General features: G+C 41.6%; 12 protein-coding genes. 5 read left to right on the top strand and 7 right to left on the bottom strand.

Annotated elements, in window-relative coordinates:
- The first annotated feature begins 299 nt into the window (after nt 1-299).
- From V7K42_RS05915 to V7K42_RS05925, 3 genes are all read left to right on the top strand, one after another.
- The gene (locus V7K42_RS05915; protein ID WP_334914409.1) at nt 300-1,238 is read left to right on the top strand and encodes a ferritin-like domain-containing protein; all 939 of its coding nucleotides are present in this window, start codon (nt 300-302) and stop codon (nt 1,236-1,238) included.
- A gap of 24 nt (nt 1,239-1,262) precedes the next feature.
- Nucleotides 1,263-2,012 (top strand): isoprenyl transferase, encoded by a 750-nt coding sequence (locus V7K42_RS05920; RefSeq protein ID WP_334914411.1) that lies wholly within the window; start codon nt 1,263-1,265, stop codon nt 2,010-2,012.
- 792 nt (nt 2,013-2,804) lie between these two features.
- Nucleotides 2,805-4,694: an iron uptake porin gene (locus V7K42_RS05925; RefSeq protein ID WP_334914413.1), complete on the top strand. Its 1,890-nt coding sequence runs from the start codon at nt 2,805-2,807 to the stop codon at nt 4,692-4,694.
- A 65-nt stretch (nt 4,695-4,759) separates the two neighbouring features.
- Here V7K42_RS05925 and V7K42_RS05930 read toward each other — a convergent pair whose 3' ends face one another.
- The 3 genes from V7K42_RS05930 to V7K42_RS05940 all read right to left on the bottom strand — a co-directional run bounded on the left by V7K42_RS05930 (nt 4,760) and on the right by V7K42_RS05940 (nt 10,010).
- Entirely contained in the window at nt 4,760-6,373 is a 1,614-nt protein-coding gene (locus V7K42_RS05930; protein WP_334914415.1) for an NAD(P)/FAD-dependent oxidoreductase, read from the bottom strand.
- 64 nt (nt 6,374-6,437) lie between these two features.
- Nucleotides 6,438-7,463 (bottom strand): S66 peptidase family protein, encoded by a 1,026-nt coding sequence (locus tag V7K42_RS05935; protein ID WP_334914417.1) that lies wholly within the window; start codon nt 7,461-7,463, stop codon nt 6,438-6,440.
- 105 nt (nt 7,464-7,568) lie between these two features.
- On the bottom strand, nt 7,569-10,010 hold the full coding sequence (locus V7K42_RS05940; protein ID WP_334914419.1) for a dynamin-like GTPase family protein: 2,442 nt from the start codon (nt 10,008-10,010) through the stop codon (nt 7,569-7,571).
- Nucleotides 10,011-10,634: 624 nt separating this feature from the next.
- Between V7K42_RS05940 and V7K42_RS05945 the strand changes: the two genes are divergently transcribed.
- The gene (locus V7K42_RS05945) at nt 10,635-11,192 is read left to right on the top strand and encodes an HPP family protein (RefSeq protein ID WP_334914421.1); all 558 of its coding nucleotides are present in this window, start codon (nt 10,635-10,637) and stop codon (nt 11,190-11,192) included.
- A 75-nt stretch (nt 11,193-11,267) separates the two neighbouring features.
- Here V7K42_RS05945 and sppA read toward each other — a convergent pair whose 3' ends face one another.
- The 4 genes from sppA to V7K42_RS05965 form a co-directional block, all read right to left on the bottom strand.
- Complete coding sequence (gene sppA / locus V7K42_RS05950) at nt 11,268-13,103, bottom strand: signal peptide peptidase SppA (RefSeq protein WP_334914423.1); 1,836 nt, start codon at nt 13,101-13,103, stop codon at nt 11,268-11,270.
- 77 nt (nt 13,104-13,180) lie between these two features.
- On the bottom strand, nt 13,181-14,230 hold the full coding sequence (gene fni, locus V7K42_RS05955; protein WP_334914425.1) for a type 2 isopentenyl-diphosphate Delta-isomerase: 1,050 nt from the start codon (nt 14,228-14,230) through the stop codon (nt 13,181-13,183).
- Between the two features lie 153 nt (nt 14,231-14,383).
- Entirely contained in the window at nt 14,384-14,791 is a 408-nt protein-coding gene (locus tag V7K42_RS05960; RefSeq protein ID WP_334914427.1) for a hypothetical protein, read from the bottom strand.
- 569 nt (nt 14,792-15,360) lie between these two features.
- Entirely contained in the window at nt 15,361-15,615 is a 255-nt protein-coding gene (locus V7K42_RS05965; RefSeq protein ID WP_334914429.1) for a hypothetical protein, read from the bottom strand.
- A gap of 179 nt (nt 15,616-15,794) precedes the next feature.
- On the opposite strand from V7K42_RS05965, the gene V7K42_RS05970 reads away from it, so the two are divergent.
- Nucleotides 15,795-17,967, top strand: a 2,173-nt coding sequence (locus V7K42_RS05970; protein ID WP_334914431.1) for an NACHT domain-containing protein, incomplete at its 3' end; no start/stop codon positions are given.

Here is a 17,967-nt window from a genome sequence, read left to right on the forward strand (position 1 = left end):
GAGGGGTCATGCTTAAAACTGCTGGAATTCATGTGCAATAGACATTTTGGCAGTTTTTGACTCCTCTTTTCTCAGGCTTTGTGAGAAATCCGGGATAAGTCTTTTTTGACGCTTTGAGTATATATCGTAGACCTTCATACTTAATAAACCTCTATGCAATACATCTATACTACACTAAAGACTTTTTCCCCGACTTTTGCAACCCTATGACATAAAACTGCCGACTTCAGCCGACTGACAAAACAAAGTGCGATCGCTTAGGCTATTGGGCATAGAGATAAAAATTAAAGTATAAAAAAATGCTTAATACTCTCAACCCAGTTAGAGAAGACTTAGCAGGTCAAGGCTATCCCAGTCCTAACTACCTGCAAACACAACATCGCATTCGTTCCCTCATAGACAGATATATTGCAGTCGAACAACTACACGATCGCCTACAAGATTTACCGATACAGTTTGCCAATCCCCAACCGCGTCCCTGGAAACACATCGACTGGCACACAATTAACCGCAATCAAATTATCGGCTTAGACGCAGAGGTATTTCTATCTATATTGATAGGTGCAATGGATACAGAAGCTCCCATTCGCGGCTATACCCAAACAAGTCGGCAGTATTTAGAAAAATTGCATTCTCAGATGGCTCGGTTTGTTGGTGGAACTATCAGTGAAAGTGGCGAACTGCTGGAACTTGGTTTGTGGGAAAAGGAAGAACGTCAGCACACACCAGCATTAATGAAAGTCTACACCCAATTAACAGGCGAGAAAATTACCCCAAAACTTCGGACTGTTAGAAACTATCTTCCTACAGATGACGCTCAAGAAGACCTATATCGCCATGGCTTACATCGCATTGCTACTGAATACGGTGCAACCTGTCTTTATATTTGGTTAATGGCTCACACCACAGGCGCACTCCAAGATGTTTTAGAAGAACTAGCGCAGGATGAAATCAACCACATGACCAAATTCTGGGGGTTTGGAGTCTGGAATTTCCCGGATACTGGGTTGATGCGAATTGGACGCACGCTCATCAAAACGCGATCGCAAAACTATCAACGTAACAACCTCATGCGTACTCTCCATCGCATGATGGGTACACTCAACTGGAATGCTTGGTCATTAACTAACAAAACAACTCTCTTCTTCACCTTCGCCTACACAATGCATCGTCTGTGGAGTTGGAACAATACCCTCACACCAAAATATTTGCAAGATTTATTTGAAATCACTCATTAGGAAATAACAAAGGACAAATGACAAATGACAAATGACAAATCACCCGATTTAAACCCGCAAAAAATACCCCAACATATCGCCGTCATCATGGATGGTAACGGACGATGGGCAACTAGTCGAGGATTACCGCGCATTGCTGGACATCGCCAAGGAGCAAAAACGCTCAAAGAACTATTGCGTTGCTGCAAGGATTGGGGAGTCAAAGCGTTGACAGCCTACGCTTTCTCAACAGAAAATTGGCAGCGTCCTATTGAAGAAGTAGATTTTCTGATGCATTTGTTTGAGCGATTACTACACCGCGAGTTGGCTCAAATGCATCAGGAAGGAGTACGAATCTCGTTTATTGGAGATTTATCGGCTTTACCCAAGTCTCTACAAACGGAAATGGAACGTTCTATGAGAGAGACATTGAATAATCAAGCAATCCACTTTACTGTTGCAGTCAACTACGGTAGCCGCAACGAAATTACCAGAGTTTGTCATCAAGTAGCTCAACTCGTGCAACGTGGCGAACTCAGTGCGGAACAAGTAAATGAAAGTCTTGTAGAACAATATCTCTATACAGCAGCCACTCCAGAACCCGATTTACTGATTCGGACTAGTGGTGAGATGCGGTTGAGTAATTTTCTCTTATGGCAAATGGCGTATACAGAAATGTATTTCACCGATATTCTTTGGCCAGATTTTAATCGAGAAGCATTATATCAGGCTTTGTTGAGCTACCAAAGTCGCGATCGCCGTTTTGGTCAAGTTAAAGCTCCACTCTTAGCTTAAGCTATCTGGAAAACCTCTCTCCTAAAATGAGAGAGACTTTGATTGCCCCTTTCCGCGTTGGGAAAGGGGTTAGGTTTTTTGCTGCTATGAGGCATAAAGTAAAAGCACCCACATTACCAGGATGGTATATGAGCGCTAAGAAATTTAAACATTATTGAGGATAATCTATCTGCTATGACAGACCGAAGTAACTATAAGAATAGCAGGCGGTGGGTAAATAAACTGCAAGGGTAGTTACAAATGTTTTGTTAAAAATATTACTTACTGTAAAATATTGCTTGTTTTGCGAAAGTGTGGTAGAGTTTAAAGCCTAAAATTTTCTTTATGCGATCGCTATGAAGCTTCTCTGGGATAAAACTGGTTAACAATCCCAAGATAAATGATTTTTGCCGTTTTCCTCCCGATCTTCCCTACACTCAAGCCAATAAACTGCGATCGCAATTTATTATTTTTTTTGGGTAAATTATTCTTTGCTACGTATTTAGCCTCTAATATCGGCTAAATATCTATATTCTGTATCATAAATCAAACGGATGTAATTATTATTTTGCCAATAGTAATTATCAAAAATCTCAATATGATTATTTGTTAATTCTCTCCCAAAATAGTATTTACTATAATTTAATACTTGCGAGATAAGCTGATTTTGCGGTAAGTCAATTCAGAAAAAATCCTGATATCAAAAATTTAAGGTTAGCAAGATTCTCTGGCTAAATCTACTTTAAATTTACTTATCAATCAATTTCAAAATCGCAATTAATTTTTACCATATTATGTGTGTTGGGAGTTGTCATGGTGAAATATCTACTAGCTTCTGCTAGTGGGATGGGATTTTTATGCTTAATTGCCGGGTTATCACCTGTGCAAGCCCTTCCTAATTTAGAAATTGCAGATAAAAACTTAGCTATTAATCAAAATGATAGCAATTATCAAAAAAATGATTCTCATCCAAGCAACTTAACAAATAATATCTCCAGTGAATTGCTGATAGATAATGAGAATCAAAAAAATCAAGATTTAGGTGTAGATTCTGCTGTTAAGTTTCAGCAGCAACTGACACCACAATCCGCAAATTCGTCTCCATCCTCAGACAAGCTTGCACAAGTAACATCTGTATCCCAATTGTCTGATGTACAACCGACAGATTGGGCTTTTCAGGCACTCCAGTCTTTGGTTGAGCGATATGGTTGTATTGCAGGTTATCCCAATCAAACCTATCGCGGTAATCGGGCGATGACTCGCTATGAATTTGCTGCTGGCTTAAATGCTTGTTTAGAACGAATCAACGAACTGATTGCCACTGCAACTGGTGATTTGGTTAAGAAAGAAGATTTAGCCACGTTGCAGAAACTACAAGAACAATTTACGGCGGAATTGACAACATTGCGGGGTCGAGTAGATGCTGTAGAAGCTCGTTCCGCAAAACTAGAAGCAAATCAATTTTCTACAACTACTAAACTTAATGGAGAGGCAATTATTGCTGCTGTTGGTGCTACCGGCGGCGCTCCTAATAACAGCGACTCGAACATCATCCTAGTTAATAGAGTGCGATTAAATCTTACCACTAGCTTTACTGGTAAAGATTTATTAATTACTGGATTGCAAGCTTATAACTTTTTGGGTGGAGCCAATGGACAAGGTAGCCTCCAACAAAGTTTAGGATTAGCTGCACCTCTTTTAAGTGCTAGTAGCGCTCGTACCAGTTTTGAGCCGCAATTTCCAGGGTTAAATGTCAATACTTTGTCGAGTGTTGGCGCGAACGATGTTCAGCTTTATAAATTGCTGTATATCTTTCCCGTTGCTAATAAATTAACCTTGTTTGCCGGAACTGCGGCGGAAACATCAGATGCTTTCCCAACAATTACGCCTTTTTATGGCGAAGGCCAAGAGTCAATTTCTCGTTTTGCAGGCTTAAATCCTGTGTTACGGGTTTCTGGTGGGACTTCGGGTACTGGTTTAGCATCGGCGGCGGGATTTATTTATAGTATTTCCCCGAATTTGGATTTACGCGCTTTATACGGTAGCGTCAATGCCAATTTACCTCAAAAATCTGCTGATGAGGTACTACCAGGAGTTTCTACGACACCTTTGGGGGGTGGTGTATTTAGTGGAAGCAGTATTGTTGCTGCACAGTTAACCTTTAAGCCCAGTCCTAGTTTAGATGTTGGTCTAAACTATGCCAATAGTTATCACGAAATCAATATTTTAGGTACTGGATTAATTAGTGGTGATGTTGGTGCTTTAGCTGGTGTTGACGCTGGGACACCAGTCAAACTCAATTCCTTTGGGGGTACAGTAACATGGCGATTTTCTCCCAAGATAGCCTTATCTGGCTATGGTGCAGCACTATTTGTTGATGCTTCTTCTAATAGCGTGAATGCTTCCACCACCTTTACAAGTTGGATGGTGGGAGTTCACTTCACAGATTTATTCAAGTCAGGGAACAATGCCGGGATTCTTTTTGGTCAGCCGCTTTACCGTAGTGATGCTGGTGGTTCTGCTCAACTTTCCCCCACAGGCGACAATCGGGCGACTCCTTATCATTTAGAAGGCTATTATCGCTTTAAAGTTAGCGATAATATCAGCATTACTCCTGGTGCGTTTGTTCTCTTTAACCCAGAAGGTAATAGTAACAATGAGACTACAACTGTAGGCGTACTTCGGACTACTTTTACATTTTAAGAGATTGGGCTAACTTACCAATTGCCCAAAATCTATTATGCAAAACTGGTGCGATGCTTACAGCGCTAAAGTACGCAATTCTTCAAAATACTTAAAGCTACTGCCTCTGCTACCTTAATACCATCGATACCCGCAGAGAGAATTCCCCCTGCATATCCTGCACCCTCACCAGCCGGATAAAGACCGACTGTATTTAAACTTTGATAATCCTCTTTGCGTTTAATCCGAATTGGTGATGAGGTGCGGGTTTCTACCCCAGTTAAAACGGCATCGTCCATTGCAAATCCCTTGATTTGTTTGTCAAAAGCAGGCAGGGCTTCACGGATGGCTGCGATCGCATAATCTGGTAAGCTCTGACTCAAATCACCCAAATGTACCCCTGGTGTATAGGACGGTTTAACCGTACCCAACGCTGTAGAAGGGCGATGGTTGAGAAAGTCTCCCACTAACTGCCCCGGAGCTTCATAAGTTCCACCGCCCAACTCAAAAGCCTTTTCTTCCAAGCGCCGTTGAAAGTCAATTCCCGCCAAGGCATTGCCCGGATAATCTTCGGGTGTGATGCCCACAACGATCGCACTATTGGCATTACGCTCATTACGAGAATATTGGCTCATCCCATTGGTGACAAGTCGCCCTGGTTCTGATGCGGCTGCAACCACCAAACCCCCTGGACACATACAAAAACTATACACGGAACGACCATTTTCGCAGTGATGAACCAGTTTATAATCGGCTGCGCCTAAAAGCTTATGACCGGCTTGAGCGCCAAAACGACATTTATCGATGATAGTTTGAGGATGTTCGACGCGAAAGCCGATGGAAAAAGGTTTAGGCTCGATGTAAACCCCGCGATTATATAGCATTTGAAAGGTATCGCGGGCGCTGTGTCCTACTGCCAAAACCACATAATCGCTGGCGATATATTCCCCACTGGCAAGGGTGACTCCCCGCACCTGTCCATTTTCGATGTTGATATCTTCCACCCGACTTTCAAAGTGAATTTCACCGCCGAGGGATTCGATTTTAGCCCGCATACTTTGGACTATTCCCACCAGTTTGAATGTGCCGATGTGCGGTTTGTTGATATAGAGAATTTCTGGTGAAGCTCCCGCATTGACGAGTTCGGTTAGTACTTTGCGTCCATAATGCTGAGGATCTTTGACTTGGCTGTAAAGTTTGCCATCAGAAAATGTACCCGCCCCACCTTCACCAAACTGGGCATTAGATTCTGGATTGAAGTCTGATTTTTTCTTCCAAAAGCCAAAGGTGTCAACGGTGCGATCGCGAACTTTTTTCCCACGCTCTAAAATGATGGGACGGAAACCCATTTGTGCCAGCATCAAACCCGCAAATAAGCCACAAGGCCCAGTACCAATGACGATGGGGCGAATCGCCAAATTACTAAGTGCTTGCGCCACTGGGCGATAACTCATGTCTGGCCTAACCATCACATGGGGATCTTTTTTCAGGCGCTTGAGTAGATGAGTCTCCTGAGTTGTTTCTACGTCCAGAATATAAACAAGGTTAATCTCTCCTTTTTTACGGGCATCATAGCTGCGCTTGAAGATGGAATAACCGATCAATTCTTCGTTTGTGATTTGCAGCTTTTTGAGGATGGCAGTCTCGATCTCATCTTCAGGATGATCGAGTGGAAGCTTTACTTCTGTTAGTCGTAACATGGCGAGGAGAAATTCATACTATCTATTAAAATCTTAATCAAAATCAATGTGGCACGGCTAATACTTAAACCAGAGTGACAGCCGCCTCTAACATTCGTATTGTCCCAAGTTCAGCATTTATTTCTACTTCTAAACCGATTGGCAAGGTAAATTTATCTTTAGTATGACCAATCATTGAACCATGCCAAGCAGGAATACCTAAAGGAAGTATGTGTTGTTGCAATACTTGCATTAATGTAAATGATGGTTCATCTCCAAGTTTACAATTAGTGCATTGCCCAAAGATAAAGCCAGAAATTTGATTAAGTATTCCAGCAGTTTTTAACTGTGTCAGCATTCTATCTACACGGTAAACATCCTCGCCAACTTCTTCCACAAACAGGATGCTTTTGTTCCAAGAAGGTAGGTAAGCTGAACCTACCATTGCTGACAGGACTGATAAGTTTCCACCTACCAGTTTACCTCTCGCCTTTCCTGGTGCTATTGTCTCCACCCGCACTTCGCTAGGGTTGAGATTTTGCATAGTCACTGCTTCACCATTAAATAGGATGCGTTTGAAGTAATCCACTGTAAATTGATTCCAAGTAGATGTAGCAACTGGGCCATGAAAAGTAATCATTTGACTACGGGCGTTAATTGCCAACAACAGCGTTGTAATATCGCTGTACCCGATGAGAATTTTCGGATGTGAGCGGATTAGCGAGTAGTTTAGTAGCGGTAAAATGCGATTACAGCCCCAACCGCCACGCATCGGGATAATTGCTTTGATGGTGCGATCGCTAAACATCAAGTTTACATCTTGGGCGCGATCGCCATCTTTACCCGCTAAATAGCCATAACGATCTAAAATATGCTTCCCTAGTTTGACTTTTAACCCTAATTGTGTGAGTGATTGTTGCGCTGCTTCGATATCTTTAGCGTCAACGATACCCGCAGGTGAGATGAATCCTACAGTATCACCTACTTGTAGGCGTGACGGTTTGCGGATGATGTTTGGGGGTAGTTTACCTTCAGCAGTAAATGCTGGTATCTGAGTGGCTATCGTAGCTAGTCCACAGGTTGTAAGAAATTGTCGGCGTTTGATAAGCATAACTATTGAGTGCGAATTTAAAAATTAGATCCCCGACTTCTTGAAGAAGTCGGGGATCTGGACACCGCGAATTTTACAAATCAAATAGGGTTGTGATATGTATAATTAAACCTCTTGTACCACATCTGAAATCACAAATCCATTATTAGTAAACTTCTTATCAGTTTCAAACAACTCACCAATTACAGGCAATAAATGATCATATAATTTCATCGCTTGTAAACAACTATTGATACTAGAAGCTGCTGAATTATAGGTGACAATATTTTCTTCAACAACACTCAACAATCGGCGATTATTCGCAATTTTTTCTTCAGCCTCTTGTTGCAATGTTTTCTCTAAATAAGCACGCGCTTGTGGGTATTGCTGCAAAATCTCATCTGCTTGTTGTTCTGCCATTGGTAACAACTGAGTTTTCAGCGTTTGGTTGATGGTTTGACGGAAAGATTTACGAATAGTTTGAGAAACTTTTGGCTCAAAATCTAATTTCAATAATTGCCTAATGGCTGGTTCTGCTTCCACGATACTTTCAGCGTCGTAACCTTGAGAAGTTTGTAATAAAGTCTGACGAAATTGATATATAGAAAAAGTGCCTTCGTCATAAAATCTCGGACTTTCTCGCACAAAGCGATCGCACTCTACACTAGCTGCACTCATTAATGCTTGAGTCACTCCTTTTTCTAAAATTCTAATCTCTTGTTCAATTCCGCCATCATTATCTAATAAACGATACAATTGGCGATAGTATTCTGATTTGCGAATTTTTTCAATTAATCGCTGGAAATAATTTGCAACTACTTGCTGAGAAGATTCAATCAAAATATCTTCTAATTGATTTGCTAAATAATAAAATGCCTCTACTAAAATAGCAATTAAAGGTGCGGTAGCATTGCGAGGGTGGCTAATAGTTGCACGTTGATAAGCAGAAGCCACAGAAAAACTATCTAGCAATTCATCTAAACGGCGAATCATTCGTGATTGCAATTGTTTAAAGTCTGATTCAAAAGCATCACAAGAATTATTAATTATCTGGTTAACTTCTTCTGTGATATGCTCGCTAAATTCTCTACCAATTTGCTGGAGTTGCTGATTTGGGCGGTGCAACTCTTGCGACTTCATAGCTTCAATTTCTTGAGGTTGACTATCTAAATGACGTTGTACGCTCTGATAATGTCTTTTCAGTTTAATACAAACATCTTCCAAATCATCGGCAAGATTTTTAAATAACTGCGGACGCTTTTCTTCTGTAAGATAGCGAGTGATAGCTGTGCGAAATTCATCAGTCCCACTATCTTGAATTAGCTTGTCTATAAGTTCATTTCCCCAATCTCCCAAAATCCGTACATAATTTTGATTTGGGGTTTCAAAGCCGTTAACAGAAACACGGAATTTACTGGTAGAAAGCTTTCCTGAATTTACGCAGTAGTTGTTAAAGGCATAGACAAATTGTGGTGTTTCTTCTTTATCATCTAAACCTTTAATACTTGCCGCAAAAACAGAATTTAAACCAAATCTATCTCCTTGGCTTGTCTGTTTAATTTGACTGCCGTAAAATCCTAGTAATCCACTGGTTTTATAAACCTTGTTTGAATTAGCAAATTGCCCATTAATTAAATCGTCTAATCGTTGTCGTAGTTGGGTATTGTACCAAGTTTCATCGATGCGGTTGAAGACGTAGAAAACGCGATCGCGTACTCCCCCATTCTGGCGCATTAATTCCAATAATTCTGTTTCTTCCTTTGTCATATCACCCGCTGAAGCAGGTTTTAGCACACACACCACCGCCGAAGTATCAGGATGTTGAATTTTAGCATAAGTTAGTTGTGCGTCTTTCTCTACTGGTGCATCTATACCAGGTGTGTCAATAATTACATTTCCATCTTCTAGCAGAGGATGATTACAGTAGTATTCTATTCGCTTCAATACCGCACTATTACTACCCCGACGGGCATATCCAGCAGCTTCCTTGAGGTTAGAAAAATGAAATTGCTCCATTGAATATGTAGCATTATTAACCGTGTTGATGCGATCGCGGTTTGCTATATATCCTTCTAGCAATAACATTAACGCCTTCGCCTGTTTTGCACGTTCTGATTTACTCTCACCACCTTCCTGCTGAATAATCGCTTCAGAACCTTCAAGTAGTAAGTTAATTACATCAGTTTGGTTAATATTAGGTACTGTCTTGAATCCTAGCTGCTGACACAAATAAACTGCTTGTTCCCGAATCTCTACTTCACTTAAAAATGTCAAAACAACACGTTCTTTATCTACATCTGCATACTCAATTTTGCATTCTGTACCTGTAGCATGTCCTTCTGCACTGTAAAGTAATTCTCTCTCTAATAGTGCATTAATTAGCATTGATTTACCGGCACTAAACGCACCTGCAAACACAATCTCAAATTTGGGAGAAATCGCCTTAGTTAGGGAAGTTTCTACAGGTGTAATATCTTGGGAATGTAGGGTTGGTTCTTGCTGTAAAAGTTGTAATATCGATTCAACTTGCTCTTTCAAATTTTTGCACTGAAGCGGTAAATCTGACATATTTAGCACCCTGACAATCTTTATGTATATATTAGTTACATTTATTGTCTTGATGGTTCAGTAATATTTCTGAGATATTTGATGCGGTTGCGTTACTGAGTATCACTTAAGCCACAAATATTATGTCTGCTTAAGGGACTTCTAAAAAAGAAATTATTCTAATAAACGAACCACAGAGACGCAGAGAACACAGAGTTAAGAGGTTGAATGAACAAGTATTTGGCTGTGATTTTAGGCACTTAGAGATCCCCCCTAGCCCACGCCAGTCGCTCATGGGGGAAACCCCCAAGACCGCGCTGGCTCCCCTTAAAAAGGGGGGAACCGGAATCAAAGTCCCCCAATTGAGCGGGGGATTTAGGGGGATCTGAAATGTTTTGCTACCAACGAGAGGACTTTTCAAACATCCTCTAAGAGGAATAGAGAGATTTTGCAATCGACTTTGGGATAGTTTTTATTTTGAAGCCTCTAAAAACTTAGGATATTTAGGTTTGATTCCAATAAGATAAAAAAATCTGTGTATTTAGATACTTTTTAGAGACTTTTTTGTAAATGTCATGGTATTGTAACTTAATCAAAGCCTTGCTCAGTCAATTCAAAGAGTCATGATTATCGAGTGGTTGATTCATGATCGATAGTAAAAAAGTTCAGTTGAAGTGGCAAAATTATTGGTTTAAAACCTTTGGTAGATGGCGCTCGTGTCCGCTAGCTTGTCCAATAGACAGACCTCATCATCGGCATGTTTTTTGGAGTTGGATTGGTAGTTTTTTAGCCATTACAGCAACGTCTTACCTTGCTGTCAAAACTAATTCTCCTTTGCTGATGGCTCCTTTTGGTGCTACAAGTGTCTTGATATTTGGTGTCCCTGACAGTCCTTTGGCTCAACCTCGCAATGTCATTGGAGGTAATCTTTTAGCTGCTATATTAAGTTTGATAATTCTGCATTTTCTCGGTTCCTCTCCCTTGGCAATGGGAATGGCTGTTTCTAGTGCGATCGCAATTATGCAGTTTACCAGAACTGTACACCCACCTTCGGGTGCTGTTGCATTAGTCGTTATGATGACGAAACCGGACTGGCAATTTCTGCTAACACCTGCCTTTGAGGGATCGATGATTCTAGTGCTATGCGCTGTGATCTTCAATAATTTAGCAGCAGAAAGGACGTATCCAAAGCACTGGTTATAGCATTGTCTCTAGAAAAAGACTAATCGCATCAAGTACAAAATGTAGGGGCAATTCATGAATTACCCCTACAGAAAATTACTCAATCTTCAAGTTGAAAGGCAAACGGGCATAAACCCCCTTTGGATCGTTCATTTTTTGCAAAATCTCTACTTCTTGTTGGAATTTCTGGAATTCATTGGTGAGGGGGTTAGATGGTTTGAGTTGCGCCACCTCAATCCCTAAAGCAGTCCGCGCTTCTTCAGTTGCGCGCCCAAAAAAGCGTTCTCCGAAACTGTTAGTGCGAGGATATTCTTCAACTTCCCAGTCTTCTCCTAGTTTCGCTTCTTTGACAGCATACGCGATCGCACTATTCAAACCCCCAATTTCATCTACCAAACCAATTTCCTTGGCCGCTACACCAGACCAAACTCTTCCTTGGGCAATTTCTGCTACTTTTTGTTCTGGAAGTTTGCGACCTTGAGAAACTTTATTTAGAAACATATTATAAATGCGGTTAACACTGCGTTGATAAAGTGCTAACTCTTGGGTTGATTTTGGGCGCGAAACTGTTTGACTATCAGCATATGTTCCAGTTTTCACCGAATCCCAAGTGATGCCGTTAGTATTGGCCAGCTTTTCACCATTAAATAGCAACCCAAACACACCTATTGAGCCTGTAATGGTATTTGGTTCAGCAAAAATGCGATTAGAGTCGCTAGCAATCCAGTAACCACCAGAGGCAGCGACATCGCCCATAGACACTACAACCGGTTTTACTTCACGGGTTAATTTCACTTCTCGCTGCATGACTTCGGCTGCGGTAGCACTACCACCAGGACTATTAATCCGTAAGACAATAGCCTTTACATCCTTGTCTTGTCGGAGTTTATTGAAGATTTTGGCAAAGCGATCGCCTCCTACTTGCCCATCATCACCTTTACCATCAACAATCTCGCCCTCAGCATAAACAACAGCAATGTGATTTTTGGAGTTACGTTCTACACCCAAAGATTTACCAGAAACTTCTGCGTAGCTATTGAAACTAATTTGTCGGAATGTTTTGTCGTTTTTATCGCTAGCTGTCAATTTTTTCAGGTCTGTTACCACTTCATCAGGGTATGCTATTCGATCGACTAAACCGTTGGTTTTAGCTTGAGTGGCTTCCAGTATCGCCTGACTGTCTGCGATCGCTTGCAACTGGTTAGGTTCAATTTTCCGACTTGCACCGACGGTAGTGCGCCACTCTCCCCAAACATCATCTAACAATTTCTGAGTCTGTTCGCGGTTTTCTGGACTCAATTTTTTCAGGATAAACGGTTCCACAGCACCTTTGAATTTACCCACTCGCACGACTTGAACGCCAATGCCATACTTTTGTAATGCACCCGCTAAGAACATTGGCTGTGAACTCAAACCGTTGACTTCCATCATTCCCAAAGGATTAAGGACAATGGAATCTGCCACTGAACTAAGGTAATATTCTTTTTTACTCCAATCACTGCCATAAGCGACAATCTTTTTCCCAGAAGCGCGAAACTCTTCCAGCGCCTTCCGAATTTCTTTAAGGGAAGCATAGCCGATGTTACCCGCTTGGCTTGTGTTAGTTGAATCCAGATAGATCCCAACAATTCGCGGATCGCGTCGCGCTTTTTCCAAAGTTTCCACAACTTTGCGGAGTGATATCCTTTCATCATCCACACCTGATATTGTGTTTTGAAACAGTTCGCCAGAACTAGGTTCGCTATCAGTAATTTTCATCGACAAGTCAAAAACCAACACTGACTTATCTTTCACATTTGGCCCAGTATCTTTAGAGGAGGTAGCAGCCAATATTAGCAAGAATAATCCAGTAGTTCCTAGACCACCGAAAATAATTAGTCCTAATAAGGTGCCAACTAAGCTAGCAAAAGTTTGTTTGATAAAATTACGCATTAGTTATTGGGAATTGGGGATTAGGGATTAAGGACTGGGAACTGGGGTATTGACAAATGACAAATGACCTACCTAATTTATTCTATGCGCTGTAAACTACCAGAGTGCTTTAACTGATACAAGGTGGCGTTACCAGTGCAGAATAAGACTGTGGTGATTTCGGCAATTAATACTTCAGCGAGTTCCGCTACTGCTGTCTCTGATGTTGCTGCTGCTTGCAAAAAAGGCATTGCTAAACCAGCTATATCTGCTCCCAAGGCGATCGCAACAGCAACATCCAATCCATGACGCAAACCTCCCGAAGCAATTAAAGGCACATCTTTTGCGATCGCTCTAATAGTTGTAATGCACTCTGCTGTCGGTAAACCCCAATCGGCAAAAGTCATCCCTAAGCGACGCTGCAAGGGATTTTCGGCCCGTTCGCTTTCTACTTTTGCCCAAGAAGTTCCCCCCGCACCAGCGACATCAATTGCTGCTACTCCGGCGGCTATCAATTTGCTGGCGATCGCTGCTGAAATGCCGTTACCAACTTCTTTCGCAATTACTGGCACTGGCAGTTTGCTGCACAAATTAGATATCTTGTCAAGTAAACCCCAAAAATTAGTGTCACCTTTGGGTTGAATGCACTCTTGTAGAGGATTAATGTGTAAAATCAGGGCATCAGCCTCTAGGATATCAACTACCCGCAGACATTCATCTAAGCCGTACTTATAGTTAAGTTGCACAGCCCCCAAATTTGCAAATAGCAGAACATCGGGTGCATACTTGCGGACAGCAAAAGTATCAGCCACCTGGGGTTTTTCCACTGCTACCCGTTGGGAACCAACACCCATTGCAATTTTGTAATGTTGCGCGACTTGGGCCAAACGTTGATTAATGGTTGCGGCTTGTTCTGTTCCGCCAGTCATGGAAGAAATTAACAAGGGTGCGCCAAGGTGTTTTCCCAAGAAAGCTGTACTGATATCAATATCGTCATGGTTGAGTTCGGGTAAGCAAGAATGGGTAAAACGATAACGTTCTAATCCATTGGTGATTTGATGCGACTGAACATCTTCTTCTAAACAGATCCGAATATGATCGGCTTTGCGATTCTGAGTTTGTGCAAAGATATTGTTAGGGGCGTTCACTGCTGGGTATAGCTAAAAGAATTTGGTTGCGATCGCTATTGTTACATTGTCTGCAATCATCTTTTTATAACAAATGAGTTGATTGAGGAATAAAGCAACAAAGAGACAAGCGCGATCGCAAAGCAATACGCATCATTTATGGTGTAATGATGCCTATTTATTGCTTGTTACAGCTGTCTGTGTAGAAGCCGCTTTTGAGTCTGCGGTAGATTTTAACCGGGTGATAGTGGCTTTACGAATGCGATCGCTTTTGCGGACTCCGCCTGTCATTTCGTATTCCCGACTGTCTTTGCCATACTTTAACACCACACCACTGACTAAGCGTTCTGAAGTTTCCCGAATGGTCTTTTCCAGGGTTTCTATTTCTGCTTTTGCCGAGTCAAGGGCAGTTAGCATCATATTATACTCGTCTATCTGGTTGCGGAGTTGCCCGGTTAACTCGGTTAAATGGTTTAAACTGATGGAATTACCAAAGTCAAGGCTAGAATCAATTGATTTAAATCCGATTACTCTCTGTTCGGTTTTTTCTAGCACGGGAGAGCTTCTTCTTTTGCGTGACATCAATGTATACTTTTTACTAAACCTTATCTTTCTAGAGTGTCTCAATGGGACAATGTAGTGGTTCAGTAAAACTTGCAAAAAAAGGTATTGTTTTTAATAAGATTGGATTGTTTACTCAGTAATTACACGACGCTAAACAACAAATTGTTGAGAATAGACTTGTGTTGTGAACGAATAGACTTGCGTTCTGAACAAATGGACTTGCGTTCTGAACAAATAGACTTGTGTTGTGAACAAATAGACTTGTATTGTGAACGAATAGACTTGCGTTCTGAACGAATAGACTTGTGTTCTGAACGAATAGACTTGCGTTTTGAACGAATAGACTTGCGTTTTGAACGAATAGACTTGTCCACTTGATTAGTTATTAAACTCAAAAAAGCCCACTCCTTGCTAAGGCTACGGTGTACACACAAGTCTGAAATAGCTGAAGAACAATGGTTTTACCCCACCCTAACCCTCCCCTTGGAAAGGGGAGGGAACTAGATTTCTTGTTTCCCCCCTTTCCAAGGGGGGATTAAGGGGGGTAATTCAACTTGTGTGGTAGCTCTAGCAAAGAGGAGCTATGATTATTTATCCTCAGAAAGGTGATGTTTGGGTAACAAGCTCTTTTTTTGCTTTTCTTGGAAACTGCTGGCTTGTTTCAGGATTGGGATACACTGGTTTATCATCCACATCAGAACCTCGATTGTTGAGTCTCCTTGCTGAAGGCGGTTTTCGGCGTTTACGCCAATTAAAATTGTTTGTATTAATAACAACATCGTAATGATTTGGCGATAAAGCTTTTGACGAGTGCTTTGGCTTTGTTTGCGCTGAGTTTTCATTTATTTACCTCACCTCAATTTCAAATCGAGGTTAAGGTTGGGATTAATTTACAAGTAAATTTCCCAAGCGTTGATTAAAAGCCGTTTAGAATCTACATAGGGTGCTTGGGAAAAATGTCTGGCTTGGGAAAGCACAGAACTTTTTAGAAAATTTTTTTCTTTTCGATGACGGTACTTACATGGGGCGGAATCTTAGCTACGACGCTGGTAGAAAACAAGCAAAAATATTGCTGTCTGCTTTACTGTCCTTTGTGGAAAATTTGGAAGAATCAAAGGACTGCAAAGCTGACTGGCAAGCGGGTACTGAGTTATGGGTAACGCATTCTACATTAGAAGGACTAGCAGAACTGACGAAGAAGTATAGCGACAGCTTAGAGCCTGAAGCAATTAGGAATGCGCTCAACTGTCTGATAAGCTTGAAAATTCTTCAGGATAAACGCGGACAAACCAACGCCAAAACTAGAACAAACTCAAAAATTTGGCTTTTCGCGCTCAAGTTTCCCAGCATCGATAAAGAAGAAAACCTCAATTGGTTGTTTAAGCAAGGTGGGGAATGGGATAAATGCCGAGAAGCTCAAAAAAACAACTCTGTTAAAGTTCCCAAGGCTGCAAAAGAAAAATCTCAGGGTGGTGACTGGCAAGAAATCTGTGGCGCTATGCTGGAAAAGCACAAGCGTCTCACCACAAATGAGTTGCTGTTTGCTGATAATGAGATGAAATTTGAGCTAAAGGAAATTCATGTCCCTTTAGCATTGGTGGAGCGTAACAAACCAAAGAAGTGCAGCGAGAATATTTTCCCAGAACAAGGTTCGCGGCTTTACGAACCGAGTTATGAAGAAAAGCAGCGATTTGAACATGAGGCTTTTTTAGAGCAAGTTATCGGTGATGGTGTTGGTAAAACTCAAGGACACCGCATCGCTTTAATTGGGGAACCGGGTGCGGGAAAAACTACTCAGTTGCAAACTATAGCTTTTTGGATATTAAAGAATAATCTGGGTTTACCAATTTGGATTTCTTTGGCAGACTTGCAAGGAAAGAGTGTAGAAAATTATCTGTTGCAAGATTGGCTAAAGAATGCTTTAGAAGTGGTGCGCGTAACAGAAGACCAGGAAAACGCTTTCGCAGATTTATTCAAGAATAATCGTGTGTGGTTGTTGTTGGATGCAGCAGATGAAATGTCTTCACCCCAACCATTAACTGAGATTTCGCAGCAGTTGACGGGATGGGTGAAAAATGCGCGGGTTGTGCTGACTTGTCGGGTGAATGTTTGGGAAGCAAACGCCAACGCTTTAGCAGATTTTGAGACGTATCGGTTACTCAATTTTGAATATCCGCAACAAGTGCAAGAGTTTATTCGGCGTTGGTTTCACAACAAGGATGCAGACAAAGGGGAAAGATTATGGCAGGAATTAGATAAAGCTGAACGTCAGCGCATCCAAGATTTAGTTAAAAATCCTTTGCGGTTAGCGCTGTTGTGTAGCACTTGGCAAGGTTCTAATAAAGGTTTACCGGAAACTAAAGCTGGACTTTATCAGCAGTTTGTGGAAGAGGTTTACAAGTGGAAAGAAAACCGCTTCCCTACCACTGAAGAACAGCAAGAGGAATTAAACGCTGCGTTGGGACGTTTGGCAAAACGGGCAATCGATCAAGAAACGTCACGGTTTCGGCTACGACATAAGTTTGTACGTGAGGAATTAGGTGATGCAAAACAGCAAAATTCTTTATTTTTGTTAGCGTTAAAGTTGGGATGGCTAAATGAAGTTGGAGTGGCTGCGGAATCAGCAACGAAAGAAAAAGTTTACGCTTTCTACCATCCCACATTTGAGGAATATTTTGCAGCGTTGGCGGTTGACGATTGGCACGAGTTTCTGAATCATGTTCCCGACAACCCCACGCTAGGCGTTTATCGCATTTTTGCCCCGCAGTGGAAAGAGGTGATTTTGCTATGGTTGGGACGTGAGAATGTGGAAAGGAAGAAGAAGGAAGAGTTTATTCAGGCGTTGGTGGAATTTGATGATGGCTGCGGAGAATACAGAGCTATTGATAGAGTCAAAAGGGGATTTTACGAGTTTCGCGCTTATTTTCTCGCTGCTGCGGCGGTTGATGAGTGGAAAAATTCTGTCAACGCAGATGCTATTGTGGCAGAAATCGTTAAATGGCGCTTTGGCGAGTTTAAAGTTGAACAAAACGAGTGGGTAAAATTTCTCACACCAATCGCAGAGGGAGCAAAGATAGCACTGTCTCAGACAAATCGCATAAAAGCGATCGCTGCTTTGGTGGAGTTAATCGGCAAACCACAACTGGATGATTCTACCCGAAGGCTAGCGGCATCAAGCTTAGGGGAAATTGACC

This window comes from Nostoc sp. (assembly GCF_036917455.1).
In the GTDB taxonomy this organism is placed as follows: Bacteria; Cyanobacteriota; Cyanobacteriia; order Cyanobacteriales; family Nostocaceae; genus Nostoc.